The 24,187-nt window shown below is 72.4% G+C and carries 24 protein-coding genes, 1 tRNA gene and 1 other RNA gene; 10 read left to right on the plus strand and 16 right to left on the minus strand.

The window, feature by feature from the left end; translation table 11 throughout:
* Positions 1-19: 19 nt before the first annotated feature.
* Positions 20-1,543, minus strand: coding sequence for an HtaA domain-containing protein (locus QSK20_RS08000; protein ID WP_285787932.1), 1,524 nt, complete (start codon positions 1,541-1,543; stop codon positions 20-22).
* Between the two features lie 134 nt (positions 1,544-1,677).
* Here QSK20_RS08000 and QSK20_RS08005 point away from each other — a divergent pair, with 134 nt between their 5' ends.
* From QSK20_RS08005 to QSK20_RS08020, 4 genes are read left to right on the plus strand one after another with little or no spacing between them, the layout of a single operon-like run.
* Positions 1,678-2,514, plus strand: coding sequence for a neocarzinostatin apoprotein domain-containing protein (locus QSK20_RS08005; RefSeq protein ID WP_285787933.1), 837 nt, complete (start codon positions 1,678-1,680; stop codon positions 2,512-2,514).
* Entirely contained in the window at positions 2,511-3,527 is a 1,017-nt protein-coding gene (locus QSK20_RS08010) for a heme/hemin ABC transporter substrate-binding protein (RefSeq protein ID WP_285787934.1), read from the plus strand. The genes QSK20_RS08005 and QSK20_RS08010 overlap by 4 nt, the downstream gene beginning before the upstream one ends.
* Positions 3,524-4,552: a FecCD family ABC transporter permease gene (locus QSK20_RS08015; protein WP_285787935.1), complete on the plus strand. Its 1,029-nt coding sequence runs from the start codon at positions 3,524-3,526 to the stop codon at positions 4,550-4,552. The genes QSK20_RS08010 and QSK20_RS08015 overlap by 4 nt, the downstream gene beginning before the upstream one ends.
* A complete protein-coding gene (locus QSK20_RS08020) occupies positions 4,549-5,379 on the plus strand; it encodes a heme ABC transporter ATP-binding protein (protein ID WP_285787936.1) in 831 nt (276 codons plus the stop codon). The genes QSK20_RS08015 and QSK20_RS08020 overlap by 4 nt, the downstream gene beginning before the upstream one ends.
* Before the next feature lie 72 nt (positions 5,380-5,451).
* Here the strand turns inward: QSK20_RS08020 and QSK20_RS08025 are convergent, their stop codons facing one another.
* The 3 genes from QSK20_RS08025 to QSK20_RS08035 all read right to left on the minus strand — a co-directional run bounded on the left by QSK20_RS08025 (position 5,452) and on the right by QSK20_RS08035 (position 7,544).
* Positions 5,452-5,757 (minus strand): DUF2470 domain-containing protein, encoded by a 306-nt coding sequence (locus QSK20_RS08025; RefSeq protein WP_285787937.1) that lies wholly within the window; start codon positions 5,755-5,757, stop codon positions 5,452-5,454.
* A complete protein-coding gene (locus QSK20_RS08030; protein WP_285787938.1) occupies positions 5,754-6,395 on the minus strand; it encodes a biliverdin-producing heme oxygenase in 642 nt (213 codons plus the stop codon). Before QSK20_RS08030 ends, QSK20_RS08025 begins: the two co-directional genes overlap by 4 nt.
* Before the next feature lie 63 nt (positions 6,396-6,458).
* Positions 6,459-7,544: a hypothetical protein gene (locus QSK20_RS08035; protein WP_285787939.1), complete on the minus strand. Its 1,086-nt coding sequence runs from the start codon at positions 7,542-7,544 to the stop codon at positions 6,459-6,461.
* A gap of 208 nt (positions 7,545-7,752) precedes the next feature.
* Between QSK20_RS08035 and QSK20_RS08040 the strand changes: the two genes are divergently transcribed.
* Positions 7,753-8,547: a nucleotidyltransferase domain-containing protein gene (locus QSK20_RS08040; RefSeq protein WP_285787940.1), complete on the plus strand. Its 795-nt coding sequence runs from the start codon at positions 7,753-7,755 to the stop codon at positions 8,545-8,547.
* A 117-nt stretch (positions 8,548-8,664) separates the two neighbouring features.
* On the opposite strand, the gene QSK20_RS08045 is transcribed toward QSK20_RS08040, so the two are convergent.
* The 3 genes from QSK20_RS08045 to QSK20_RS08055 form a co-directional block, all read right to left on the minus strand.
* Positions 8,665-9,594 (minus strand): phosphatase PAP2 family protein, encoded by a 930-nt coding sequence (locus QSK20_RS08045; RefSeq protein WP_285787941.1) that lies wholly within the window; start codon positions 9,592-9,594, stop codon positions 8,665-8,667.
* Positions 9,595-9,810: 216 nt separating this feature from the next.
* A tRNA-Ala gene (locus QSK20_RS08050) sits at positions 9,811-9,883 on the minus strand.
* Positions 9,884-9,969: 86 nt separating this feature from the next.
* Complete coding sequence (locus QSK20_RS08055) at positions 9,970-10,560, minus strand: YqgE/AlgH family protein (RefSeq protein WP_285788066.1); 591 nt, start codon at positions 10,558-10,560, stop codon at positions 9,970-9,972.
* Between the two features lie 200 nt (positions 10,561-10,760).
* On the opposite strand from QSK20_RS08055, the gene QSK20_RS08060 reads away from it, so the two are divergent.
* Together QSK20_RS08060 and mdlC are read left to right on the plus strand one after the other, a co-directional pair.
* Complete coding sequence (locus QSK20_RS08060) at positions 10,761-11,564, plus strand: S-methyl-5'-thioadenosine phosphorylase (RefSeq protein WP_285787942.1); 804 nt, start codon at positions 10,761-10,763, stop codon at positions 11,562-11,564.
* Between the two features lie 132 nt (positions 11,565-11,696).
* Complete coding sequence (gene mdlC, locus QSK20_RS08065) at positions 11,697-13,292, plus strand: benzoylformate decarboxylase (protein WP_285787943.1); 1,596 nt, start codon at positions 11,697-11,699, stop codon at positions 13,290-13,292.
* A gap of 54 nt (positions 13,293-13,346) precedes the next feature.
* Here the strand turns inward: mdlC and QSK20_RS08070 are convergent, their stop codons facing one another.
* From QSK20_RS08070 to pruA, 8 genes are all read right to left on the minus strand, one after another.
* Positions 13,347-14,282, minus strand: coding sequence for a hypothetical protein (locus tag QSK20_RS08070; RefSeq protein ID WP_285787944.1), 936 nt, complete (start codon positions 14,280-14,282; stop codon positions 13,347-13,349).
* 117 nt (positions 14,283-14,399) lie between these two features.
* Positions 14,400-14,775, minus strand: a transfer-messenger RNA (tmRNA) gene (gene ssrA, locus QSK20_RS08075).
* A 106-nt stretch (positions 14,776-14,881) separates the two neighbouring features.
* Positions 14,882-15,361, minus strand: a complete 480-nt coding sequence (gene smpB, locus QSK20_RS08080; RefSeq protein WP_285787945.1) for an SsrA-binding protein SmpB — start codon at positions 15,359-15,361, stop codon at positions 14,882-14,884.
* Between the two features lie 130 nt (positions 15,362-15,491).
* Entirely contained in the window at positions 15,492-16,367 is an 876-nt protein-coding gene (gene ftsX, locus QSK20_RS08085) for a permease-like cell division protein FtsX (protein WP_285787946.1), read from the minus strand.
* 110 nt (positions 16,368-16,477) lie between these two features.
* The gene (gene ftsE / locus QSK20_RS08090) at positions 16,478-17,158 is read right to left on the minus strand and encodes a cell division ATP-binding protein FtsE (protein ID WP_088980521.1); all 681 of its coding nucleotides are present in this window, start codon (positions 17,156-17,158) and stop codon (positions 16,478-16,480) included.
* A gap of 119 nt (positions 17,159-17,277) precedes the next feature.
* Positions 17,278-18,399, minus strand: coding sequence for a peptide chain release factor 2 (gene prfB / locus QSK20_RS08095; protein ID WP_285787947.1), 1,122 nt, complete (start codon positions 18,397-18,399; stop codon positions 17,278-17,280).
* 190 nt (positions 18,400-18,589) lie between these two features.
* Complete coding sequence (locus tag QSK20_RS08100) at positions 18,590-19,108, minus strand: PadR family transcriptional regulator (protein ID WP_088985282.1); 519 nt, start codon at positions 19,106-19,108, stop codon at positions 18,590-18,592.
* A 319-nt stretch (positions 19,109-19,427) separates the two neighbouring features.
* Positions 19,428-21,056, minus strand: coding sequence for an L-glutamate gamma-semialdehyde dehydrogenase (gene pruA / locus QSK20_RS08105; RefSeq protein ID WP_285787948.1), 1,629 nt, complete (start codon positions 21,054-21,056; stop codon positions 19,428-19,430).
* 426 nt (positions 21,057-21,482) lie between these two features.
* Here pruA and QSK20_RS08110 point away from each other — a divergent pair, with 426 nt between their 5' ends.
* On the plus strand, positions 21,483-22,496 hold the full coding sequence (locus QSK20_RS08110; protein ID WP_285787949.1) for a hypothetical protein: 1,014 nt from the start codon (positions 21,483-21,485) through the stop codon (positions 22,494-22,496).
* 66 nt (positions 22,497-22,562) lie between these two features.
* On the opposite strand, the gene QSK20_RS08115 is transcribed toward QSK20_RS08110, so the two are convergent.
* Complete coding sequence (locus QSK20_RS08115) at positions 22,563-23,072, minus strand: DUF6912 family protein (RefSeq protein WP_285787950.1); 510 nt, start codon at positions 23,070-23,072, stop codon at positions 22,563-22,565.
* A 178-nt stretch (positions 23,073-23,250) separates the two neighbouring features.
* Here QSK20_RS08115 and QSK20_RS08120 point away from each other — a divergent pair, with 178 nt between their 5' ends.
* Both QSK20_RS08120 and QSK20_RS08125 read left to right on the plus strand, forming a co-directional pair.
* Positions 23,251-23,481: a helix-turn-helix domain-containing protein gene (locus QSK20_RS08120; RefSeq protein WP_285787951.1), complete on the plus strand. Its 231-nt coding sequence runs from the start codon at positions 23,251-23,253 to the stop codon at positions 23,479-23,481.
* 99 nt (positions 23,482-23,580) lie between these two features.
* Positions 23,581-24,177, plus strand: a complete 597-nt coding sequence (locus QSK20_RS08125; protein ID WP_285787952.1) for an Rv3235 family protein — start codon at positions 23,581-23,583, stop codon at positions 24,175-24,177.
* Positions 24,178-24,187: the final 10 nt, after the last annotated feature.

A 24,187-nucleotide genomic window follows, 5' to 3' on the forward strand; every position in this document is an offset into this window, starting at 1 on the left:
CAAGGTGCCCTTCCGCTCGTCAGGACAGGGTCAGGGTGAGGGTGGCGGTGTAGTCACCGGGCGCGGTGGACGCCGGCACGCCGAGGTCCAGCGCCGCACCGCACTGGAAGGTGCCCGCGCTGACGCCGGCCGCCGCGCCGCAGAGCGTGCGCGCGCCGCCCAGCCCGGTGCCGGCGCCCGGCACCGCGCGGCTGCCCGGGGTGACCACCCCGGGCGTGCCGACCAGGCCGTCGGTGACCACCGACGCGCTCGGCGTCCAGCCGAGGTTGTCGGCGGCGATGACCCCGCCGGGGGTGCCGGTGAAGTCCTCCACCTGACCGACCACGTTCCAGCCGGCGTTGCTGCCCCGCAGGTCGCTGACGGTGACGGCGTTGAGCGCGCCGCCGGCCACCGCGCCGGGAGCGGCGGCGGAGAGCGCCACCGACGCGCCGGCCGAGGTCAGGGTCAGCGGGCCGGTCTGGAGCACCTGGGTGGTGATCTCCTGGTCGGCGCCGCCGCCCGGTCCACCGGAGCCGGCGAAGGTGACCGGCGTGGCGGTGTCCTGGCTCCGGTCGGTGGAGCCGTGCGCGGCGAAGGTCAGCACGTAGCACTGGGTCGCCGTGCAGTCGACCGGGTCCCCGTTGCCGTCGGTGTACGTCGGCAGCACGTCCAGCGTGGTGCTGAAGGTGCCGTCGGCGTTCAGTTTGGCCTGCCCGCCGGAGGAGGACGCCGCCTTGTGCACCCACTTGACCGGCTTGTAGGGGCGGGCGTTCGTCCAGAACTCGGCGGTCTTCGGTCCGAAGGCGACGTAGAAGCCGACACCGTTGTTGGCGTCGGCGTCGAAGCCGGAGCCGGTCACGGTCAACGTCGCGCCGGCCGGGTCGACCGCCGCCGACGGGGTCACGGTGACCGAGGGGGCGGCCGGTCCACCGCCGCTACCGGTGCCGAACCCGAACGACAGCGGGTCGAGGACCGTGCCGGCGGCGAAGAAGCCGTTGAAGGCGGTCGCGCCGGTGGCGGTCATCGTGGTGGTCAGGTTGCTCCAGTTCACCGTGTCGCCGGAGACCACCGGGGCGACACCGGAGGTGCCGAGGGTGGCGATCTCCGCCTGGTCCAGGCTGACCGGCTCGAAGCCGCCGCCGCTGACCTCCAGGTCGACGTCGGCGCGCAGGGAGCCGCCGGCCGCGTCCACCGCCACGGTGGGGTTGGCCAGCGTGATGGTGAAGAAGTGCGCCGGGTACGAGAAGACGACAGTCCCGCCGTACCGGACGGTGGTCGCCCCGGTCGCGGCGTCGTACGAGCCGCCGGTGGCGGTGAAGCGGAACGTGCCGTCGGTGTTGCGGGTGGCCCCGTCCTCGACGGCGATCGGCGGATTGCCGTTGCCGGTCGAGACGTAGCTGCGGAACGAACTCTTGAAGCCCCAGTCGAGGCTTCCCCCGCTGACGTCGACGGGTGCCGCCACGGCGGCACCGACCACGGTCAGCGACGCGGCGGCACCGAGCACGGCCGCCGCCGCCCAGGGAATCGACCGGCGGAGTGTGCCGCCGGTCCTGAGTACGGGCATCGGGTGTTCCTCTCTTTCAGGGGAGGGCCGACTTAGGTTAGCCTCACCTAACTTTTGCGAGAATCCACCGATCACCCTCTTGCGTCAGCCACAAGATCCTCTTAGGTTAGCCTAACCTAATCGAGGAGGTCACGATGACTGCCCGCCTGGTGACGGCGCTGGTCGGCACCGCCGCGGTCGCGGCGGGTGTGTTCGCCGCCGCTCCGGCCCACGCCGACACCGTCGGCAGTGGACCGAACGGCCAACGACTGACCGTCAGCCGCACCGCCGACCTGCCCCGTGGTGGCGCCACCGTGACCGTCTCCGGTTCGGGCTACGACAGCACCAAGGGCATCTACGTCGCGTTCTGCGTCGACAACGGCAGCGGTGCGGCGCCCTCGCCCTGCGGTGGGGGCGTCGACATGGGCGGCACCTCGGGCCTGTCGCACTGGATCTCCTCGAACCCGCCCTCCTACGGCGAGGGGCTCGCCGTGCCGTACGGGTCGGGCGGCACGTTCCGGGTCCAGCTCCGCGTCTCGCCGAAGGTCGGCGACGTGGACTGCGCCGTCCGCCGCTGCGTGGTCTCCACCCGCAACGACCACACCCGGGGTTCCGACCGCAGCCAGGACGTCCGGGTACCGGTGACCTTCGCCGGTGCCGCAGTCACCCCGACCAGGACCACCGCCGCACCGCCGTCCGCCCCCGCCCCCGGCGCGGGTGCCCCGGCCAGCAGCCGCCCCACCGGGGGCGCGCCCGCCACGGCCCAACCGACCGGCGGACCCGCCGGGGTGACCGCCTCCGCCGGCTCCGCCGCACCGGCCGACGGCGGCGGGGCCGGCGCACCCACCGCCGGCACGGAACCGGCGGCCAGCCAGGTCACCGACAGCACCGGCACCGGCCGCTGGTGGACGGTCGTGACGGCCGGTCTCGCCGTCCTGCTCGTCGCGCTCGTGGCGGTACGCGTCCGCAACCGCCGCCGGGAGCGGGCGTGAGACGACCGGCCCTCCTGCTCGGCGCCCTGGTCCTGCTCGGCGGCTCGGTGACCGCCTGCGGTCCGGGCGGCTCCCCGACCGCCGCACCGGCCGCCGGCTGCGGCCCCGCCACCGCCGTGGTCACCGACACCGACGTCGACCCGGTCGGCCCCGATCCCGGCAGCGTCCTGCCGGTCACCGTGGGCTCGGCCGACGGGACCAGGGTCACCGTCACCGACGCCAGCCGGATCCTCCCGGTGAACCTCTACGGCTCGATCGCCGAGATCGTGTTCAGCCTCGGTCTCGGTGACCGGGTGGTCGGCCGGGACACCTCCACCACCTTCCCCGCCGCCGCGCACCTGCCGGTGGTCACGCCCACCGGGCACGACCTCTCCACCGAGGCGATCCTCCGGCTGGCCCCCACCGTCGTGCTGGCCGACGAGAGCATCGGCCCGCCGGAGGCCCTCAAGCAGCTCCGCCGCTCCGGCATCGCCGTGGTGCTGGTCGACGACGAGCAGACCCTCGCCGCCGTACCGGCGCACATCCGGGCGATCGCGGCGGCCCTCGGCGTGCCGGAGCCCGGCGAACGCCTGGTCGCCCGGGTCGACGCGGAGATCACCGCCGCCCGGCGCAGTGCCCCGACGGACGCCGACCCGCTGCGGATCGCCTTCCTGTACGTACGTGGGACGGCCGGCGTGTACCTGATGGGCGGCCGGGGCGCCGGATCGGACGAGATGATCCGGGCCATCGGCGCGGTCGACGCCGGCACCGAGATCGGACTCACCAAGTTCCGGCCGCTGACCAGCGAGGGGCTGATCAACGCGGCCCCGGACGTGATCCTGGTGATGTCCGAGGGGCTGGCGTCGGTCAAGGGCGTGGACGGGCTGCTCGCCCTGCCGGGGATCGGGCAGACGCCGGCCGGCCGGGACCGGCGGATCGTGGACATGGACGACGGGCTGCTGCTCACCTTCGGGGCCCGCACCGGCCGGGCGATCCAGGCCCTGGCCACGGCGGTGCACGGGACGTGCCGATGAGACGGGTGGCCCTGCTCGCCGGACTCGGGGTGACGCTCCTCCTGCTCTGTCTCGTCGCCGCCGGCACCGGGCAGGTCCGGGTGCCCCCGGCCGAGGTGCTCGGCTCGATCCTGCACCGCGTCGGCCTCGACGTCGGACCGCTGCCCGGCGTCGCCCACGGCGAGGACGCGCTCTGGGTGGTCCGGTTCCCCCGCGTGGTGCTCGCCGTGATCGTCGGGGCCTCGCTCGGCTGCGCGGGCGCGCTGATGCAGGGCGTGTTCGGCAACCCGCTCGCCGAGCCGGGCGTCATCGGCGTCTCCTCCGGCGCGGCCGTCGGGGCGGCCACCGCCATCGTCACCGGGCTCTCCGTTTTCGGCGGGTGGACCGTCGCCGGGGCGGCCTTCCTCGGCGGTCTCGCCGCCACCGCGCTGGTGTACGCGATGTCCCGCACCGACGGACGGACCGAGGTGGTCACGCTGGTGCTGACCGGCATCGCGGTCAACGCCGTGGCCGGGGCGCTGATCGGTCTGCTGATGTTCTTCGGTGACGCGGACGCCGTCCGGGCGATCGCCTTCTGGCAGCTCGGCAGCCTGGCCCAGGCCAACTGGGCGAGCGTGGCGGTGACCGCGCCGTGCGCGGCGGTCGGCGTCGCGATCGCCGTCGCCACCGCCCGCCGGCTGGACCTGCTCGCCCTCGGTGACCGGCCGGCCCGGCACCTCGGCGTCGACGTGGAACGGCTACGGGTGGGCATGATCGGCGTCACCGCCCTGCTCGGCGCGGCGGCCGTCGCCTTCACCGGCGTGATCTCCTTCGTCGGCCTGGTGGTGCCGCACCTGGTACGGATGGTCGCCGGCCCCGGGCACCGGGTCCTGCTGCCGGCCAGCGCGCTCGGCGGCGCGATCGTCGTGGTGGCCGGGGACCTCGCCGCCCGAACCCTGGTCGACTACCAGGAACTGCCGCTCGGGGTGCTGACCGCCGTGGTCGGCGGACCGTGCTTCTTCTGGCTGCTGCGCCGCACCCGGGCCAGGGCGGGAGGCTGGGGATGAGCCGGCGCGGGTCCTTCCGTCCCCCGGTACGGCCCGACCGGGGCGGCGTCCACATGCGGGTCCGTGGTCTGGACGTACGGCGCGGGACGCGCGACGTCCTCAGCGGCGTGGACATCGACATCCGCGCGGGCGAACTGCTCGCGCTGGTCGGGCCGAACGGCGCCGGCAAGAGCACGCTGCTCGGCGCGGTCTGCGGAGACCTGCCGGTCAGCGCCGGCACGATCGAGTTCGACGGCGTGCCGCTCTCCGGCTGGGCGCCGATCGACCTGGCGCGCCGCCGGGCGATGCTGCCGCAGCGGTCCACCCTGTCGTTCCCGTTCACGGTCGCCGAGGTGGTGGCGATGGGCCGCGCGCCGTGGACCGGTACGCCGTACGGGGCACAGGACGACGAGGCGATCGCGGAGGCGATGCGGCTGACCGGGGTGGAGTCCTTCCCGGGGCGGGTCTTCTCGGCCCTCTCCGGGGGCGAGCAGGCGCGGGTGGCGCTGGCCCGGGTGCTCGCCCAGCGGACCCCGATGCTCCTGCTCGACGAGCCGACCGCCGCGCTCGACCTGCACCACCAGGAGCTGGTCCTCACGCTGGCCCGGGACCGGGCCCGCAGCGGCGACACCGTGGTGGTCGTGTTGCACGACCTGGGGCTCGCCGCCGCGTACGCGGACCGGATCGCGTTGCTCGCCGGGGGCCGGCTGGTCGCCGACGGGCCGCCGGCCGAGGTGCTCGTCCCGGAGTCGCTCAGCACGGTGTACCGGCACGAGATCGAGGTCCTGCCGCACCCGCGCACCGGCACGCCACTGGTGCTGCCCAAGCGCCCGGCCGACGAGCGGTGACCGGCCCGTCCTGATCGCGCCGCCGACCGGGCGGTCTGGCGGCGGTGTTCGGTGCGGTGGCGGGCGGTGGCCTCAGGAGGCGTCGGCGCGGGGCGTGATCCCCAGCTTCCCGCACGCCTCCCGGTACATCCAGGCCGCCTCGGCGCGGATCTGACGCCGCTCGGTGAGCCGGCTGCGGAACGGGATCCGGACCGGCACCGGCGCGCCGTCGACGGTGGCGACGAACTCCATCGCCTCGTCGTCCATCCCGGACATCCGCGCCTCGGTGGCCCGGGGCTGGCCGCCGAGGCCCTGGCAGATCAGCCGGCAGTCGTCGGCGTGGTCGTCGTTCATGTGCCGGGTCACCGCGGCGACCACGTCCGGCCCGAAGGTCGTCACGCGGCGGCCCCCGGCAGCACGGTCCGGCCGAGTTCGGCCAGCATCGCGGTGTTCAGCCGGTAGGCGAGCGAGACCTCGTCCAGGAAGCGCTGCCGCTCCACCTCGTCCCAGGGCACCTCGTCGAGGAGGTTTCGGTAGTGCTCCTTGAAGGTCCGCGCCTCGATGCCGGGGAAGAGGAAGAACCGGACGCCGTCCTCGGCGAGCCCGAACGACCGCTGCACCGCGCGCAGCATCACCTGCCCGCCGGAGAGGTCACCGAGGTACCGGGTGTAGTGGTGCGCGACGTATCCCGCCGGCCAGGTGAAGGCGATCTCCCGCAGCCGGGCCCGGTACTCCAGGGTGGCCGCCCCCGGCACGATCCGCTCGGCCCAGTCCGGGCCGTGCAGGAACTCCAGGTCCGCCGCGAGGGACGGTGCCCGGTGCAGCGCGTCGGTGACGAAGGGGCCGGCGACCGGGTCGGTCCGCATGACCTCCGCCGCCTCTTCGAGCGTCTGGTAGACGACGAAGAGCTGCTCGGGCAGGGCCGCGTAACCGCCCCGGTCCAGCTGGCCGCCGAGCAGGGCGTCGAAGTACCCGAGGTGCTGCGCCACCCGGTGGTCCGGCCTGGTGCGCTCCCGCAGTTCCGCCGCGAATCCCATGATCCACCTCCCTTAGGTAAGGCTAACCTTAATGATCGCCGAGGGGAAGGGTTCGTCCGCGGATCAGACGTGATCTCGCCCGTTCGGTCCCGCCTCCTTCCGGGAATGGTTGCTCAGCCCCCGGTCCCCGGCAAGGAGCCGGATGTCCCGGATCGAGGAGCGAGGGAAGACCACCCGGCCGAGCAGGGTGAAGTCGGCGGAGTACACGTCGACGAAACCGTCGTCGTGGTCGCGGTCGGCGTACTCCTCGGCGAACAGCGACGCGCCGACCAGCAGGTGCCGGCCGTCGTAGGCGAGACCGCGACCGAAGCCCTCGGTGGTCAACAGGTCGACACCGTCCAGCGCGACGGTCTGCTCGACCGACCGGCAGACGAGCATGCCCCGCTCGTGGATCACCACGTTGTGACAGCACATCCCCCCGGCCGGGACGATCTCCCGCAACCGGAACCCCTCGTCCAGCAGCCAGACGTCGCTCTTGCGGCCGGTTCCGGCGCTGTGGTTGTGCGCCACGACGTAGATCGTGTCCCCGTGCCGGTAGACGGAGTTGAAGTGCCGGTAGTGCGGGGAGGCCCGTCCCCTGCGGTCGGCGGGGGTCAGCTGGACCGTGCGGTGGGCGGTCGACCAGTGCCGGCCGGACCGGCGGTCGACGTCCGGGTAGCACAGCAGCCGGTTGCGCAGGGTGTCGACCACGACCAGGTCGTCGTCGACGAAGTCGATCTGGTGGACCCAGCGGCTGAGCCCGTAGAGGTGGGTGACCATTCGCCATCCCCCGCCCGGCTCCGGGACATGGTCGGGACCGAGGGGGAAGGAGACGATCCGGCCGTGCCGGCCGGTGATCTGGAACGCGTAGAGCCGCCCGTCGCGCAGGGTCAGACCGAAGTGCCGCCCCGGCGAGAGCATCCTCGGCCGGCCGTCGGCCCACACCACGATCCCGTGGCTGGTGGACGTCACGAAGGACAGGTCCGCCGGAAGGTCACCGACCGCGTGCGGCACGGCGGCCCAGGGGGCGTGCGGCGGCACGTCGAGGGCCCGCGCGAGTTCCCACCGGCCCACGATCCGGTCCGCGCCGAAGGCGTCGGCGAAGCGGTCGTACCGCGCGGAGAACCGGGTACGCGGCGCCTCCGGCGGTACCCGACGGAACGGCGTCATGCGAACTCCCTTCGTCGCGGTCCAACGCCCGACCGGTTGATGGCAGGCTGGGAAGCTTGGAGAAACATGGCAGCATTTGCGGTGTTCACGCCCCTGGTAAACGTCAGTGCCCCGGGCAGCGGGAACCGGGCTAAGCTGCCCGGGAACCACCCTGTCGCGGACACCGTCGCGAGGGCCCGCCCCGGAAGGGCGCTGCTACGTTCTCCCGGTGGAGACAGTGGAGCAGACGGTCGCCCGGTACCTGACCGCAGTCGACGCGGCCCTGCCCGGGTTCGTCGAGATGCTGTACCTCACCGGCTCGGTCGTGCTCGGGGCGTACCAGCCGGGCCACAGTGACATCGACACGGTGATCGTCACGGCCCGCCGCCCGACGTCCGGGGACCTCGCCGCCCTGGCCGCCGTGCACGCCGACCTGCCGCCGGAGCCACCCCTGGGCGGCGTGTACCTCGACCGGGAGACCTTCCGCCAGCAGCCCGCCGACGCCCGGGTGGTCCCGTTCGCCGTCGACGGGGAGTTCCGGGCCGACCAGCCCTGCGGCGACCTCAACCCCGTGTTGTGGCTGCTGCTCGCCCGGTACGGAAGGGCGGTCCGGGGCCCGGCCGTGCCGGAACTGGGGCTGACCGTCGACCCCGACGGGCTGCGCCGCTTCAACCTGGACAACCTGCGGACGTACTGGCAGCCGTTGGCGGCGGCCGCGCGGGCAGCCGTCGACGCGACACCGGACGACCTGCCGGCCGAGCGGACCCGGGTGGGCGCGGCAGGTCTGGCGTGGTTGGTGCTCGGCCCGGCCCGGCTGCACTTCACGCTGGCCCACGGGGACGTCGTCTCGAAGGCCGGTGCCGCCGCCTACCTGGCCGGGATCCTCCCCGCCTACGGGCCGCTGGCCGACCGGGCACTGCGCTGGCGGCGGGACGAGCCGGTCACGTTCACCGTGGCCGACATCCGCGCCGCCGCCGACTCCGTCGACGCCGTCGTGGCGGACGCGCTCCGCCGCTGGGGCTGATCACGTGCCGACGAAGGGACGATGGGCTGTCGTCGGCCTCCCCGAGCAGGAGGCTGGGTCACCGTTCCGCCCACCACACGGTCGCGGGCGAGTCGGCGCCTCGGCTACCGACGTGGTTCAGGTGATCGCCGCGACGCTCACCGCGCCGAAGATCGCCGCCAAGGCGCTCAGAGCGGCGATGGCAGAGGTGACGACGGGGCGAAGCGCGGCGCCTGCTACCCGTCCCGGAGCGGGTAGCAGGCGCGCGACGGGAAGGATCGCCGTCTCCGGCAGCCGTGCGGCTATCGCCACCGTCACCAGCCAGCAGGCTCCGAGCATCCAGCCGGCCAGGACATCGCTGAGGTAGTGCACACCGAGATACACCCGTGACAGGCCCACCGCCACGGCGAGGATGCCGGCGGCCGTCCAGGCCGTGGCCCGCAGGGTACGGCTGGCCGTCACCATGGAGACCAGCCATGCCACCGTGCCGAGGATGACCAGCGTGCTGGCCGTGTGCCCGGACGGGAACGAGAACCCGGATTCGAACACCGCCCGGTGCAGCGGATCGGGCCGGTCACGGCCGATCAGCACCTTGATGCCCGCCACGAGCACTGCCCCGCCGCCGCCAGCGATGGCGGCGAGCACGACGGGCCGCCACGATCGCAGCCGCAGCGCGACAGCGCTGGCCGCTACGACGAGGACGCTGGCGAGCAGTACCTTGCCGCCGATGTCGGTGACGAGCACCACGACAGTGTCGACGCCTGCGGTGCGCCGATCGGCTATCCACTCGACGACCGGCCGATCGACGACCGTGAAGTCGTCGTTGTCGAGCACCCCGTCCAGGATCTCCAGGAAAGCCATGATCAGCGTAAACGCTGACGCCGCGCCCGCAGCGAGGACGAGCAGGCCCCGTGCCGTCGGATTCTCGTCGAGCCAGAGTGCCAGTCGTCTGCGGCCCGCGCGTGCGCGAACTCGGCGTACGGCCGGTCGCGCGCAGACCACGACTCCGAAGGCGACCGCCACCGTGACCAACGCGATCGCCAGACTGATGAACGTGGTTGCGCTCAACGACGATCCCACCTTCGCTGCGCAGTGGCTCGGAGACATCGCACGGATCCAGCATTCCGAGTCGACCGTTAAGGCGTTTCCAAACAGAGGTTAACGGTCGACCAAGGGCTCCCCGAGCCCGTGCGGTGGCCGCGCGCGGTTCGCGGCGTCAGCAGGCCGGACGCAACGAACGCCCTGGTTCGGGATACCGTCCCGTACCAGGGCGTTTCACAAGGGTGGAGCCGAGGGGACTCGAACCCCTGACCCCCACACTGCCAGTGTGGTGCGCTACCAGCTGCGCCACGGCCCCTTGCCGGTGTCCCCGGTCGCCCGGGCACGGACGAAACTATACACACACCGGCGCGCATGGTCATCTCGCGGGGGTGCCCCCCTGGGTCAGTTGAGCGACACGTCCGGCGGGAAGTGGGCCACGGCCGCCATCATCCCGCCCTGCCGGCGCAGCACCATCGGCCACAGGTCGTCGGGACGGTCGACGAAGGCGTCGCCGGGCAGGGCGTCCAGGACGAGCCAGGAGCCCTCCTCGATCTCCTGCTCCAGCTGCCCGGCACCCCAGCCGGAGTAGCCGGCGAAGACCCGGATGCCGGAGACGTTCTCCCGCATCCGCTCCGGGTCGACGGAGAGGTCGATCGTGCCCACCGCGCCGAGCACCTGGTGGAAGCCCTTGAGCCGGCGGACCGGATGGCGCATCCGGGCCAGGCAGATCGCCGAGTCGGGTTGCACCGGGCCGCCCTCGAAGAGCACCGCCGGATCCCGGGCCAGCGCGCTCCAGTCGCCGAGCACGTCGGAGACGGGCACCTCGGTGGCCCGGTTGAGCACCACCCCCAGCGCCCCACCGGGCTCGTGCGCGACCAGCAGCACGACGGTGCGGTCGAAGTTGGGATCCTTCAGAGCCGGGGTCGCGACCAGCAACTGCCCGGTCATCGACGCCATCGAACGACCGCCGATCGCCTGTCCCTCTCCCTGCATACCGCCCATCCCCTAACCGTGCCGCGACGCGGTCACGCCACCTGCGGAACCTCCTGCCAGGACGTCGCCGAGTGCACCGGGTCGACCCGGTGCACCGGGAGCGTCCGTGTTCTCAACGCCATGCCTGGCACCATAGCCTGCACCTTGCACGGTGGCTAAGGTCTGACCGGCCGGTAGTGCTACGAGTTTGGGGAGAATCGATGGATCCTACGGCGGAGATTGCGGTCATCGGTGGATCGGGCCTCTACGCCCTCCTCGACAACGCTGTGGAACACCGGGTGGAGACGCCGTACGGGCCACCGTCGGACGCCATCACCGTCGCCGAGGTGGCCGGTCGGCCGGTGGCCTTCCTGCCCCGGCACGGACGCGACCACCGGCACCCGCCGCACCTGATTCCCTACCGGGCCAACCTGTGGGCGCTGCGGTCCCTCGGGGTGCGCCGGGTGCTGGCGCCCTGCGCGGTCGGTGGGCTCCGGCCGGAGCTGGGTCCGGGCACCTTCGTGGTGCCGGACCAGCTGATCGACCGGACCAGCGGCCGGACGCAGACCTACTACGACCGGGGCGCGGTGCACGTCTCCTTCGCCGACCCGTACTGCCCCGCCGGGCGGCGCACGCTGCTGGACGCGGCGGCCGGCCGGGGGGTGTCGGCGGTCGACGGCGGCACGGTGGTGGTGGTCGAGGGACCGCGCTTCTCCACCCGTGCCGAGTCCCGCTGGTTCACCGCGATCGGTGGTTCGGTGGTCAACATGACCGGGCACCCGGAGGCCGTCCTCGCCCGTGAGCTGGCGCTCTGCTACACCTCCATCGCCCTGGTCACCGACCTGGACGCCGGGGTGGAGGGCGGCCACGCGGTGACCCACGAGGAGGTGTTCCGGGTCTTCGGCGAGAACACCGACCGGCTGCGGGAGATCCTGCTGGACGCGGTCGCCGCCCTCCCCGCCGAACGGGAGTGCACGTGCGGCGCCGCGCTGGACGGCATCAAGCTGCCCTTCCCGCTGCCCTGACCAGCGTCGCCCCCGAGGGGGGCATTGGCAGATTGCCGGCGTGATCCCCTCCCACGTTGGTTAGATTCGTCCGGTCGGGGCAGCCCCGCAGGCCGCCCCGACCACCGGACGAGGGCACGGGGGGCCGAGGCGATGGCGACGGTCCGCGACACCAGCTACGAACTGCTCCGCGCCCTCGGCATGACCACCGTCTTCGGCAACCCCGGCTCCACCGAGCAACCGTTCCTCCAGGACTTCCCGGCGGACTTCCGGTACGTGCACGCCCTCCAGGAGGCGTCCGCGGTGGCGATGGCCGACGGGTACGCCCAGGCCACCCGCCGGCCCGCGCACGTCAACCTGCACACCGCGCCGGGCACCGGTAACGGCATGGGCAACCTGGTCACCGCCTGGCACAACCGCACGCCGCTGGTCGTCACCGCCGGCCAGCAGACCCGGCAGATGCTGCTGACCGAGCCGCGCCTGGCCAGCCCCCGGGCCGTCGAGCTTCCCCACCCGTACGTCAAGTGGAGCCACGAACCGGCCCGCCCGCAGGACGTCCCGGCGGCGCTGATGCGGGCGTACGCCACGGCGGTGCAGCCGCCGGCCGGGCCGGTCTACCTCTCCCTGCCGCTGGACGACTGGCACCAGCCGGCGGACCCGCCACCACAGGTGCGTACCGTGGCGACCCGTGTCGCGCCCGATCCGGACCGGCTGCGGGAGTTCGCCGGGATCCTGGCCGGCAGCCGCGATCCGGTGCTGGTGCTCGGCGCGGCCGTGGACCGCGCGGACGGGTGGCCGGCGGCGGTCGCCCTGGCCGAGCGGCTCGCCTGCCCGGTCTGGTCCGCCCCGGCCCCGGAACGGGCCGTCTTCCCCGAGGACCATCCCCAGTTCCGGGGGGTCCTCCCGTTCGCCATCGGCCCGCTCGCCGAGCGGCTACGCGGGCACGACACGGTGCTGGTGCTCGGCGCGCCGGTGTTCCGCTACTACCCCCACGTTCCGGGCGACCACCTGCCGCCGGGAGCCCGGCTGCTGCACGTCACCGACGATCCCGGGGAGGCGGCCCGCGCCCCGGTCGGGGACAGCCTGCTCGGCGACGCCCGCCTGGCCGCCGAGGCGCTGCACGACCTGTTGCCCCCGGCCCGACGGACGCCACCGCCGCCCCGTCCGGATCCGCCGCCACCGGAGACCGGGGCGCCGCTGAGCGCGGACGCGTTCTTCGCCACGCTGGGCGGTCTCTGGCCCGCCGACGGGGTGCTCGTGCAGGAGTCACCGTCCAACCTGGCCGCGTTGCGTCGGCACCTGCGGATCCGTCGACCGGCGTCGTACTTCACCATGGCCAGTGGCGGGTTGGGTTTCGGGTTGCCCGCCGCGGTGGGCATCGCGCTCGCCGAACGGGACACCGGGCGCGACCGGCCGGTGGTGGCGGTGGTCGGGGACGGCTCCTTCCACTACTCGGTGCAGGCCCTGTGGACCGCCGCCCAGCTGCGCCTGCCACTGGTCGTGCTGGTCCCGGTCAACCGCCAGTACGCCATCCTCAAGGCGTTCGCCGCGCACAAGCAGACCCCGGGCGTGCCCGGACTGGACCTGCCCGGGCTGGACGTCACCGCGATCGCGGGCGGCTACGGCTGCGCCACGGCGGTGGCCGGCACCCCGGACGAGATCGCCACGGCGGTGGCCGCCGGCCTGCGCGCCGACCGCCCCACGGTCGTCCCGGTGCCGATCGACACCGAGGTGCCGCCGCTGCTCTGAGCGGCCCGAGGGGGCGGTCCGCGCCGGTCGCCCACGCGTCCGCCCCTCAGGTGGTCATCCGCCGAGCAGCGACACCGGCCCCCCGTTCACCACGTCCAGCACGGTACGGGCGCCGAGCGGTGCCTTGAGCGTCGCGCTGACCGGTTCCAGCTTCAACTGGTCGGTGCAGACCCCGGTGCTCCGGACCACCCCGGCACCGACCACCACCACGTCGTCGAACTCGGCGACCAGCGGCTCGATTCCGGTGTCGCAGGCTCCCACGCCGACCCGCCAGGTCAGCTCGGTGCCCTCGGCGGAGACGACGTTCTGGGCGGCGGCCAGTTCCGGGGCCGGCGTCCCGCTCGGTCCACCGCCGTCCGGTACGGCGGTGACCGCGCTGGGCGCCACGGCCACCCGGGCGACCGGTACGGCGAGTTCCTCGACGGTGAACAGCCAGGCCGGCACGGTGGCCTCGCCCCGGCTGGTGCGCAGCTCGGTGGTGCCGAGCTTGACCCCGGTGACGGTCAGCGGCGTGCAGGACACCACCGTGGAGGTGCCGGCGACCGGCCCGTCCGGGCCCGGCTCGACCGTCGGTCCGGGGACCTTGGGCCGCCCCTCGCACGGCGGCGGGTCCCCCAGGTCCAGCTGCCGGTACGCCTCGGCGGCGCTGAGCAGCGGCACCTTCAGCGTGCCGTCCGGGAAGCTGACCGTGCCCTCCGCCGGGCGGGCCGTGGGGATCGGGACCTGCTCCCGGTACCAGCCGGCCTGGAAGGCCTGCTCGCTCTCGGGGGTGAACTTCGGATCACCGGCGAGGACGGTGGGGCTCTCCAACGGGATGTAGCTGGTCGTCCAGGCGGGGCCGGGCTGCCACGCCTCGGCCACCTCGGCGGCCCGCCGCTGGAACGACTCCCAGCGGTCCTCCGGTTCGGCCGGCGTGGCCCCGTTCTGGGCGCAGCCGGTCAGGGCCAGCATGATCGGCAGGCCCAGCAGCAGAGTCACTCGTCGACGCATGCCGGTTCGACGTACGCCGGGGCGTTCCCGGTTCCCACCGACCGCGATGTGCCGACGACTCCCCGCAGACGGCGATGCGCCCCGGTCCGCTGGTGGGACCGGGGCGCATCGCGATGCTGGTGGAGGTGCCGGGAATCGAACCCGGGTCCTTCGCCGCCTTGTCAGGGCTTCTCCGAGCGCAGCTCGCTGTGCCTCTACTCGGCCCCTCCGATCACGCGAGCGAGTCGGTGTGACGGGCCCAGTCGCTGATTCATCTCGCCGCACGGACCCCGCGACCGGGTCCGATTGGCCAGCCTCCTAGCTGATGCCGGCTAACTGGGTCGAAGGCGCTCCCAGGCCGACAGACTTGCTACTCGCCTCAGGCGGCGAGAGCGAAGTCAGCGCGATTGTTCTTGGCGCTTATTGGTTTCCGACGACCGATTCACGAGACGACGTCGGCTTCCTCGGCTCGCTTCCCCTGACGCCACGCACGAAGTCGAAACCAGTCACCCCCTCGAATGGCTGCCCCTGTCGGCAGCTCCACCAAGCCTAACGCCTGCCGCAACGGGTTTCATCCCGAGCCCCTCCCCGCGCCAGCCAGCCGGACAAACGGGGACGAATCACTCAGACATTCCCTTACCGCGCCGGCCCATCGCCCGGTTGATCTCCCGGTCCGCGTCCCGCTTGGCCAGGTCCTGGCGCTTGTCGTACGCCTTCTTGCCCTTGGCCAGCCCGATCTCGACCTTGGCCCAGCCGTCGGAGAAGTAGACCTGCAACGGCACCAGGGTCAGCCCGCCCTCCCGGCTCTTGCCGATCAGCCGGTCGATCTCCAGACGCTTGAGCAGCAGCTTCCGGGTCCGCCGGGGCTCGTGGTTGGTCCACGTGCCCTGGACGTACTCGGGGATGTGCATGCCGTGCAGGAAGAGCTCCCCGTCACGCTCCTGGGCGAACGCGTCCACCAGGGACGCCCGCCCCGCGCGCAGCGACTTCACCTCGGTGCCGGTCAGCGCCATGCCCGCCTCGTACGTGTCGAGGATGCTGTAGTCGTGCCGGGCCCGGCGGTTGGAGGCGACGACCTTCCGCCCCTTCTCCCGTGGCATCGGCCCACACCCCTTTCGTGATCGACCCGGCGGACAGCCCGCATGCTACCTGAACGTAAAGGACCCTCCGGCACCATTTGTTCCCGGTGCCGGAGGGTCCTCATCGCCCGGAGGTGACCCGCAGGAGTGACTAGACCCGCAGGTAGAAGCGGAGCGTGACCCAGGCGGTGACCGCGCTGACCAGACCGCCCACGCCCGCCATCAGCGGGAACATGATCAGGATGTCGCCCCAACTGACCGGGGAGAGCAGGCCCTGGAGCGACTGCAACGACCCGTCGAAGAGGAACTGTTTGGCCCCGACCAGGGCGAGCAGGCCGAGTAGTGAGCCGATCAGACCGGCGACCACGGCCTCCAGCACGAACGGCGCCTGGATGAACCAGTTGGAGGCACCGACCAGCTTCATGACCGCGACCTCACGCCGCTTGCTGTACGCCGCGACCTGGATGGTGTTGGCGACCAGGAGGAGAGCCGCGATGGCCATCACGGCGGCGGCGGCGAGCGCGATGTTCTGGATCGCGGTCAGGATGTTGAAGATCTTGTCGAGCAGTGCGCTCTGGTCGACGATCTCGTCGACCGCCGCGTCGTCCTTGTACTGGTCGTAGATCGACCGGTACTCCTGCGGATTGGTCAGCTTGAGCCGGAACGACTCGGGCAGCACGTCCGCCTGGACGGCGCCGACCAGGTCCGGCGCGTCCTGGAACATCTGCTGGAAGCGCTGGTACGCCTCGTCCTTGTTGACGTAGACGACCTCCTCGACCAACGGGTCGCCGTCCAGCTTGACGCGGAGCGCGTCACGCGCCTCGGCGGGGACGTCGGTCTTGAGGAAGATCGACACCTCGATGTTCTCGTAGTAGAGCTCCTTCATGTCGGAGACCTGGCGGTACATCAGACCGCTGGCGCCGAGCATGGTCAGGGACACCGCCATCGTAATGATCATGGCGATGGTCATGGTCACGTTGCGCCACAGTCCGACCAGCACCTCGGACAGGACGTATTTAACGCGCATCGGGTATTCCTCCGGGTCTCCGGCAAGTGTTCGTCGTCAGATCGGGCCGCAGGGCCCCGTACCGGGGGCGGCGAGCCGCAGGCCCGCCTGGGGGCGGCGGGCCGGCAGGCTCAGCCGTAGACGCCGCGGGCCTGGTCCCGCACGATGCGCCCGCTCTCGATCTCGACGACCCGGCGGCGCATCTGGTTGACGATGTTGGAGTCGTGCGTGACCATCACGACCGTGGTGCCGGTGCGGTTGATCCGGTCCAGCAGGCGCATGATCTCGATGGAGGTGTCCGGGTCGAGGTTTCCGGTCGGCTCGTCCGCCAGCAGGATCAGCGGCCGGTTCACGAACGCCCGGGCCACCGCCACCCGCTGCTGCTCACCACCGGAGAGCTCGTGCGGGTACCGGTGCTCCTTGCCACCGAGTCCGACCAGCTCCAGCACCTCGGGCACGACCCGGCGGGCGACCGCCTTGGTCTTACCGATCACCTCGAGGGCGAACGCCACGTTCTCGTACGCGGTGCGGTTGGGCAGCAGCCGGAAGTCCTGGAACACACAGCCGATGGAGCGCCGGAACTGGGGCCGCTTCCAGGACCGCATCGACGTGACGTCCTTGCTGTTCACGATGACCCGCCCCTTGTTCGGGCTGACCTCGTGCAGCAGAAGCTTGATGATGGTGGACTTGCCGGAGCCGGAAGGGCCGATGAAGAAGACGAACTCGCCCTTCTCGATCGAGACCGACACGTTGTCGAGCGACGGGCGGGACGCCTTCGGGTACGTCTTCGTCACTTGCTCAAGCTGAATCACGGAGAGGGAGTCTACGCCGTGTGACGGGCGGGGCGTCCCCCACGCCCCGCCGACACGTCCGGAGTCATCGATTTAGTAGGTTACGCGACAATCGATCAACGCGCAGCGCCCGGAGTCGATCACGCAGCGTCAGCAGCGATCTGCCGCTGCTTCCGCCACCGGATCCCCGCCTCGATGAAGGCGTCCAGCTCACCGTCGAAGACCGAGGTCGGGTTGCCCGTCTCGTGCTCGGTACGCAGATCCTTCACCATCTGATACGGGTGCAGGACGTACGAGCGCATCTGGTCGCCCCACGAGCCGGCGGCGTCGGTCTTCAGCCCCTCCAGCTTGGCCTGCTCCTCCTGGCGCTTGCGCTCCAGCAGCCGGGCCTGGAGCACCCGCATCGCGGACGCCTTGTTCTGGAGTTGGGACTTCTCGTTCTGGCAGGTGACCACGATGCCGGTCGGGATGTGGGTGATCCGGACCGCCGAGTCGGTGGTGTTGACGCTCTGGCCGCCCGGCCCCGAGGACCGGTAGACGTCGATCCGCATCTCGTTCTCGGGGATGTCGATGTGGTCGGTCTGCTCCACCACCGGCAGCACCTCGACCCCGGCGAAGCTGGTCTGCCGCCGCCCCTGGTTGTCGAAGGGGCTGATGCGGACCAGCCGGTGGGTGCCGGACTCGACGCTGAGGGTGCCGAACGCGTACGGGACCTTCACCGCGAAGGTCGCCGACTTCAGCCCGGCCTCCTCGGCGTACGAGGTCTCGTAGACCTCGGTCGGGTAGCCGTGCCGCTCGGCCCAGCGCAGGTACATCCGCAGCAGCATCTCGGCGAAGTCCGCCGCGTCCACGCCGCCGGCCCCGGCCCGGATCGCCACCAGCGCCTCCCGGGAGTCGTACTCCCCGGAGAGCAGGGTGCGGACCTCCATCTCCTGGATGGCCTTGCCCAGCCCGGCGATCTCGCTCTCCACCTCGGTGAGCACGCTGGAATCCGACTCGGCCTCGGCCAGCTCCAACAGGACGCGGGCGTCGTCGAGCCGGGACCGCAGGCTGCCCAGCTTGCTGATCTCGCCGTTGACGTACGACAGCTGCGAGGTCACCTGCTGGGCGCGGGCCTGGTCGTCCCACAGGTCCGGCGCGGAGGCCGCCTGCTCGAGCCGGGCCTTGTCCTCACGCAGCCGGTCGAGGTTGAGGACGGCCTCGATGTTGCGCAGGGTCGCGTCGAGTTCCTTGAGCTGTTCGGCGTAATCGGCAGCGGTCACGACAGCCAAGCGTACCGGCGGGAGCAGGCGACTGGCCGGCGAGCCCCGCCGACGGAGCGGAAAGCTTCCGGGCGAGGGGCGCGGCGGGCGTCGCCGGCCCCTGATCCGGGTGCGTGGTGGCGTCGTGCGGGTGGGCAGCGGGCTGGTGCGGCCCCACGGTCCGCGGGCGGGCCCGGCGGCGGATCGGCGCTCAGCCGGGGACCGGGGCGTTCTTCAGCCAGGTCAGCGCGGCCTTGTGGTAGGCGACCGCGAACTCCAGGGCGCTCGCGTCGAAGGAGGCACCCTCCTTCTTGGCATTGCGCACCTGTTCACGGACGTGCGCCAGCGCCTCGGCGTGGTATTCGTTCGCCGAGGTGTAGAGGTTGCGCAGCTGGGTCGCCGAGTGCAGTTCGCCGAAGGCGATCCGCAACGCGACCGGGTTGCGGATGGTGTCCTTGCCCGGCCCCTCCGCCAGCCAGCGGGAGAACGTCCGCTTCCCGGAGGGGGTGATCGCGTACGGCTGGCTGGAGCGTGGACCGGGCTTGCCCATCCGTACGAGTCCGCGCTCGGCCAGTACCGGCAACTCTCGGTAGACCTGACTGCGGGTCATCGACCAGTAGGGCGCCAGCCGGCGCTCGGCGGCGGCCATCAGTTGGCCGCCTGTCATGGGACCCTCGTGGAGCAGCCCGAGCAGGGCCGCCGCTGTGGGGTTGATTCCGGAATCCGCCATGCCCATTACGCTGCCACTTTGCTGACCTGGCGTCCAGGATTTGGCGCAATCAGCACACCCCGTGACTTCCTATGTGCACTGTCGGAGGACGACAGTCCGTTGAGGATGATCGATATGTTCGGGGGCCTGGAGAACGCCTACCTATATGATCATCTGGTTACGCAGGGTACAGGATGCAAGGATCCGCCTGTCCGTTTTCGCCCAGATTCCGCCTCGACGGGTCAGTCCGACGGCACGCCGAGGGCCCCGCCCCGCCGATCGGCGGCGGAACGGGGCCCGTCGGGACGACACCGTCCGGACGCGATGCGCCCGGACGACCTCAGCCCATGTGCGGGTAGGTGTGATCCGTCGGTGGGACGAAGGTCTCCTTGATGGTCCTCGGTGACATCCAGCGAACCAGGTTGTGCCAGGAGCCGGCCTTGTCGTTGGTTCCGCTGGCCCGGGCCCCTCCGAACGGCTGCTGCCCGACCACCGCGCCGGTCGGCTTGTCGTTGACGTAGAAGTTGCCGGCCGCGTACCGCATCTTCTCCGCGACGGCCTCCACCACCCGGCGGTCCGTCGCGAAGATGGACCCGGTCAGCGCGTACGGGGCCACCGACTCGGCCTGGGCGACCACGTCGTCGAACCGCGCGTCGTCGAAGACGTGCACGCCGAGGATCGGACCGAAGTACTCGGTGGTGAACGTCTCGTGCGTGCCGTCGGTGCACTCGAACAGGGTCGGCCGGACGAACCAGCCCACCGAGTCGTCGGCGGTGCCGCCGGCCAGCACCCGGCAACTGTCGTCAGAGGAGATCAGCTCCAACGCGGCGGTGTGCCGGTCGAACGCCTTCGAGTCGATCACCGCACCGCCGAAGTTCGAGAGGTCGGTCACGTCCCCGTAGGTCAGTGACTCGGCGGTGGCGGCCAGCCGGTCCCGCAGCCCGCCCTCCCAGATGGAACGGGGGACGTACGCCCGCGACGCCGCCGAACACTTCTGTCCCTGGTACTCGTAGGCGCCCCGGATCAGCGCGGTGTGCAGCGCGTCCACGTCGGCGCTGGAGTGCGCCACCACGAAGTCCTTGCCGCCGGTCTCGCCGACCAGCCGGGGGTAGCCCCGGTACCGGGCGATGTTCTCCCCGACGGTCCGCCAGAGGTGCTGGAACACCTTCGTCGAACCGGTGAAGTGGATGCCGGCCAGGTCGGGGTCGGCGAGCACCACCTCGGACACCTCCTCGCCCCGGCCGGTGACCATGTTGATCACACCGGGCGGCAGACCCGCCGCCTCGAACAGGCGCATGGTGAAGTGCGCCGCGAACTGCTGGGTCGGCGCGGGCTTCCACACCACGGTGTTGCCGAGCAGCGCCGGCGCCGAGGGCAGGTTGCCGGCGATCGCGGTGAAGTTGAACGGGGTGATCGCGTAGACGAAGCCCTCCAGCGGGCGGTGGTCGAACCGGTTCCACACCCCGGGCGACGACAGCGGCTGCTCCTCCAGCAACCTCCGCGCGAAGTGCACGTTGAACCGGAGGAAGTCCACGAACTCGCAGGCCGAGTCGATCTCCGCCTGGATCGCCGTCTTCGACTGGCCGAGCATGGTGGCGGCGTTCAGCGTGTCCCGCCACGGGCCGGCGAGCAGCTCGGCCGCGCGCAGGAAGATCGCCGCCCGCTCCTCGAACGGCAACGCCCGCCACATCGGAGCCGCGTCCAGCGCGGCCTTGACCGCCGCCCGCGCGTCGGCGTGGTCGGCGTGCGCGGTGACCCCCAGCACGTGCGCGTGCCGGTGCGGCTGCACCACGTCGATCCGCTCGCCGCCGGCCATCCGCTGCTCACCGGCGACGGTCATGGTCAGGTCCAGCCGCTCGGCGGCCAGCTCGGCGAGGCGCCGCGTGAGCCGCTCCCGGTCGGCACTGCCCGGCTCGTAGGCGCGTACCGGCTCGTTACGCGGTTCGGGTACGGAGAACACGGCGTCCATCACAGCTCCTGGCGATCTCGACGGCGGTGGCGAAACCGGACCCGCAGCCGCCGACCGGACGGCCGGCAACCGGGCGTGACGCCTCACCGGATCGCGGCGACGGGACCTGCCGGGATTCTCCCACGGCCCAACCCGCCCACCTAGCGCGGACGCGGCCCACCCGGTCGGTGTGGTCGCAGGGGCCCGTCGGGTGGTTGCAGGGGTCCGTCGGGTGGTCGCAGGGGTCCGTCGGGTGGTTGCAGGGGTCCCCTGTTCAGCAGAAAGCGGTAACAGGGGACCCCTGCTCACACCCGGGCCGGGCGGCCCGGGCGGGCGCGTACCCTGGGGAGCCGGTGACCCCGCTCGCCACCTTCCCGTACCCGGCGGAGACCATGCCCGTACCCGTCGGAGGCGGGGCTGGCGCGCGTTCGCGTCGAAGGGGAGACGATGACCCAGCAGTCCGGCAGCTCGACGGCCGCGGACCCGGACCAGCCGGTCGACGGCCCGTCGACCGGGGAGACCGGCGTCCCGGCGGGGGCACCGGCACTCGCCCCGGCGGCCGTCGTCCTCGCGCTGCTCGCGCTCGGCTGGCTGACCGCCATGCTCTGGTCCACCCGGGCCGCGATCACCTCCGCACAGGCCGGTGTCACGGCGGTCAGCCTCTCCGCGTACGCGCTGCCCGGGGTGATCTCGGCGGCCCTGGTCGCCGGCGGTGGCTCCGCGCTCGCGGTGACCAACCTGCTGGCCCGCCGGGGCGTCGACCGGGCCACCCTCCGCTTCGTCACGGCCACCGGGGTCGGCCTGCTCGTCGGGCTGCTCACCGCCGTGGCGATCAACCTCTTCTACGCCGACAACGCGACCACGAACGTGATCGCCGGCACCACCGCCGCAGCCGCCGTCGTCGGTGGCGCGCTGGCCGGCGCCCGTAACGCCAGGGTGGTCGGGGCCATGGTCGCCGCCGCCCTCGCCGTCCTGGTCTTCGTGGTGGTGTTCAGCCGGGTCCGCGACCCGCTCTTCGAGCTCTACGGCGGTGGCGGCAGCCAGGAGGCCATGTTCGGGGCGGCCCGGTGGGTCTCCCGCACCGAGTCCCTGCTCGCCGGGCTGGTGACCGGCCTGGTCGCCTTCGGCTACCTCCACCTGGCCCGGCGGCGGTCGCTGCGGCGGGACCCGGACGCGCCGGCCGACCGGTGGCCGGCGTACCTGGTGGCCGGCGCCGGGTCCGGCCTACTGCTGTTGCTCACCGAGGTGATCATCCGGATCGGCGGACGCGACCTGCTCGACCTGGCCGCCGCGCTCAGCGAGGCGGACGCGGTGGCCCAGACCACCCTGGGCACCTCCCGGCTCGACAACGGCATCTGGGTGCTCTTCGTGGGCGCGCTCACCGCGATGATCGCGTTCGGCCGTACGCTCGGCCCGACCCCGGCCGGCGACGCGGACGGCACCGACCCGGCCGAGGGCTGACCGGCCGAGGGCTCGACCGACGCCGCCGACGGCCGCGTCGAGGTCCGCCGGGTGGCCGGCCGGCGCTCAGGAGACGGTACGCAGCAGCAGGTCCAGCTCGGAGGGGTCGTACCACTCCAGTTCGTGGTCCTCCACGCCGTCGACCGTGAACTGGGCGTCCTCGTCACCGGCGAGGGCCCGGTCGACGACCGCCACGGCGGCGGTCACGTCCACGACCGCCTCCTCGCCGTCGACGTGCAGGGCGGCCACCGCCTTCAGCGTGACGGGCCGGGCCAGGTGGACGGCGCTGGAGCCCAGCTCGCCGTCGGGCCGGCCGAGCGTCGCGGCCGGCACGTCCACCGAGACCACCACGCGGCGGCGGGGCGCGGACGGGTCGTCGTGCAGCAGTCGCAGCGCGTCCTGGGCGGCCCGGGTGAACGCGACGTACTCCAACTCCTCCTCGTCACCCTCGGCGTACCACTCGCGCAGGCCGGGCGTCACCGCGTGCACCGCGCCGGCCGGCAGGCCCTCGTCACGCAGTCGGGTCAGCATCGGTACGGTCGCCGGCACGTACACCCGGACCCGGTCGTCGGTCACGCTGTTCTCCCCGCTCGAGGCCCGGCCGGTCCGCCGGCCGGGACGCCGGCCGTGCCGGACGCCGTGACCGTAGTACACCGGGGGCGACCGGCGGGAAGGCATCCCCGCGCAGCCCGGTGCGCCCGGGACCGCACCGGTGGCAAACTGAGGCAAACGCCGTCAACGCGAGGGGTCTGACATGGAACCGAGGTTCCTGCTGCTGTCCGACGTGGCGGCCGAGCTCAACGTCACCGACTCGCAGGTGTACCACATGGTCCGTAGTGGCGAGCTGCCCGCCATCAAGATCGGCGGCCGGGGGCAGTGGCGGGTGGAACGCGTCCGCCTGGAGGAGTACATCCAGCGCAAGTACGCGGAGACCGCCGAGTGGGTGCGAGCCAACCCGCTCAACGAACGCGACCCCGCCGAGTAGCCGACCGGTAACCGAAGGACATTGACCGTAGCCGCTCCATGCCAGAAGATGAAGGCTGTCGGAGGCAAACGTAGGCAAACGAACGAATCGGGGGATCTGATGGTCGACTCCTGCGGTCCGGTGCCGTCACGTCCCCCGGTCCGGTTGCGCCCCGCGCCGCCGCTCGACCCGCCGTTCGCCGACGACCAGCTCGCCGATCTCTGGCCTCGTCCGTCCGCCGCCCAACTCGCCCTCGACCTGGTCGACGCCGGTCGCCCCGGCCGGGGTCGCCCCGTCGGGCACCCCACTCGCCGCTCCACCGCACCGCGTCCGCCCCGGCCGGCCGCTCCCGCCGTCGGGCCGCCCGCCACGGCCACCCCGGAGGCCACCCGGGCGGCGCACCGCTTCGTCGGCACCTGCCTGGAGGTCGTCAACGGCTACCGGCCACCGGGCCAGCTCCGGCCCCTCACCGACCCGTTGCGCACGGCCGCCGTGCTGGAACAGTTGGCCCTGGCCACCTCCCGACTCGGGCCGGTCCGGCGCCGGGCGACCCGCCCCATGGTGCGGCTACGCCGCCTCCGGGTGTGCCAGCCGCAGCCGGCGGTGATCGAGGCCGCCGCGGTGCTGGCCGCCCCGAACGGACGGAGCTGGGCGATGGCGGTACGCCTGGAACGCCGCGGGCCGGGCTGGATCTGCGTCGTCCTCCAGATCCTCTGAACCGAACCCG

The organism is Micromonospora sp. NBRC 101691, from assembly GCF_030269285.1.
GTDB lineage: Bacteria > Actinomycetota > Actinomycetes > Mycobacteriales > Micromonosporaceae > Micromonospora > Micromonospora echinospora.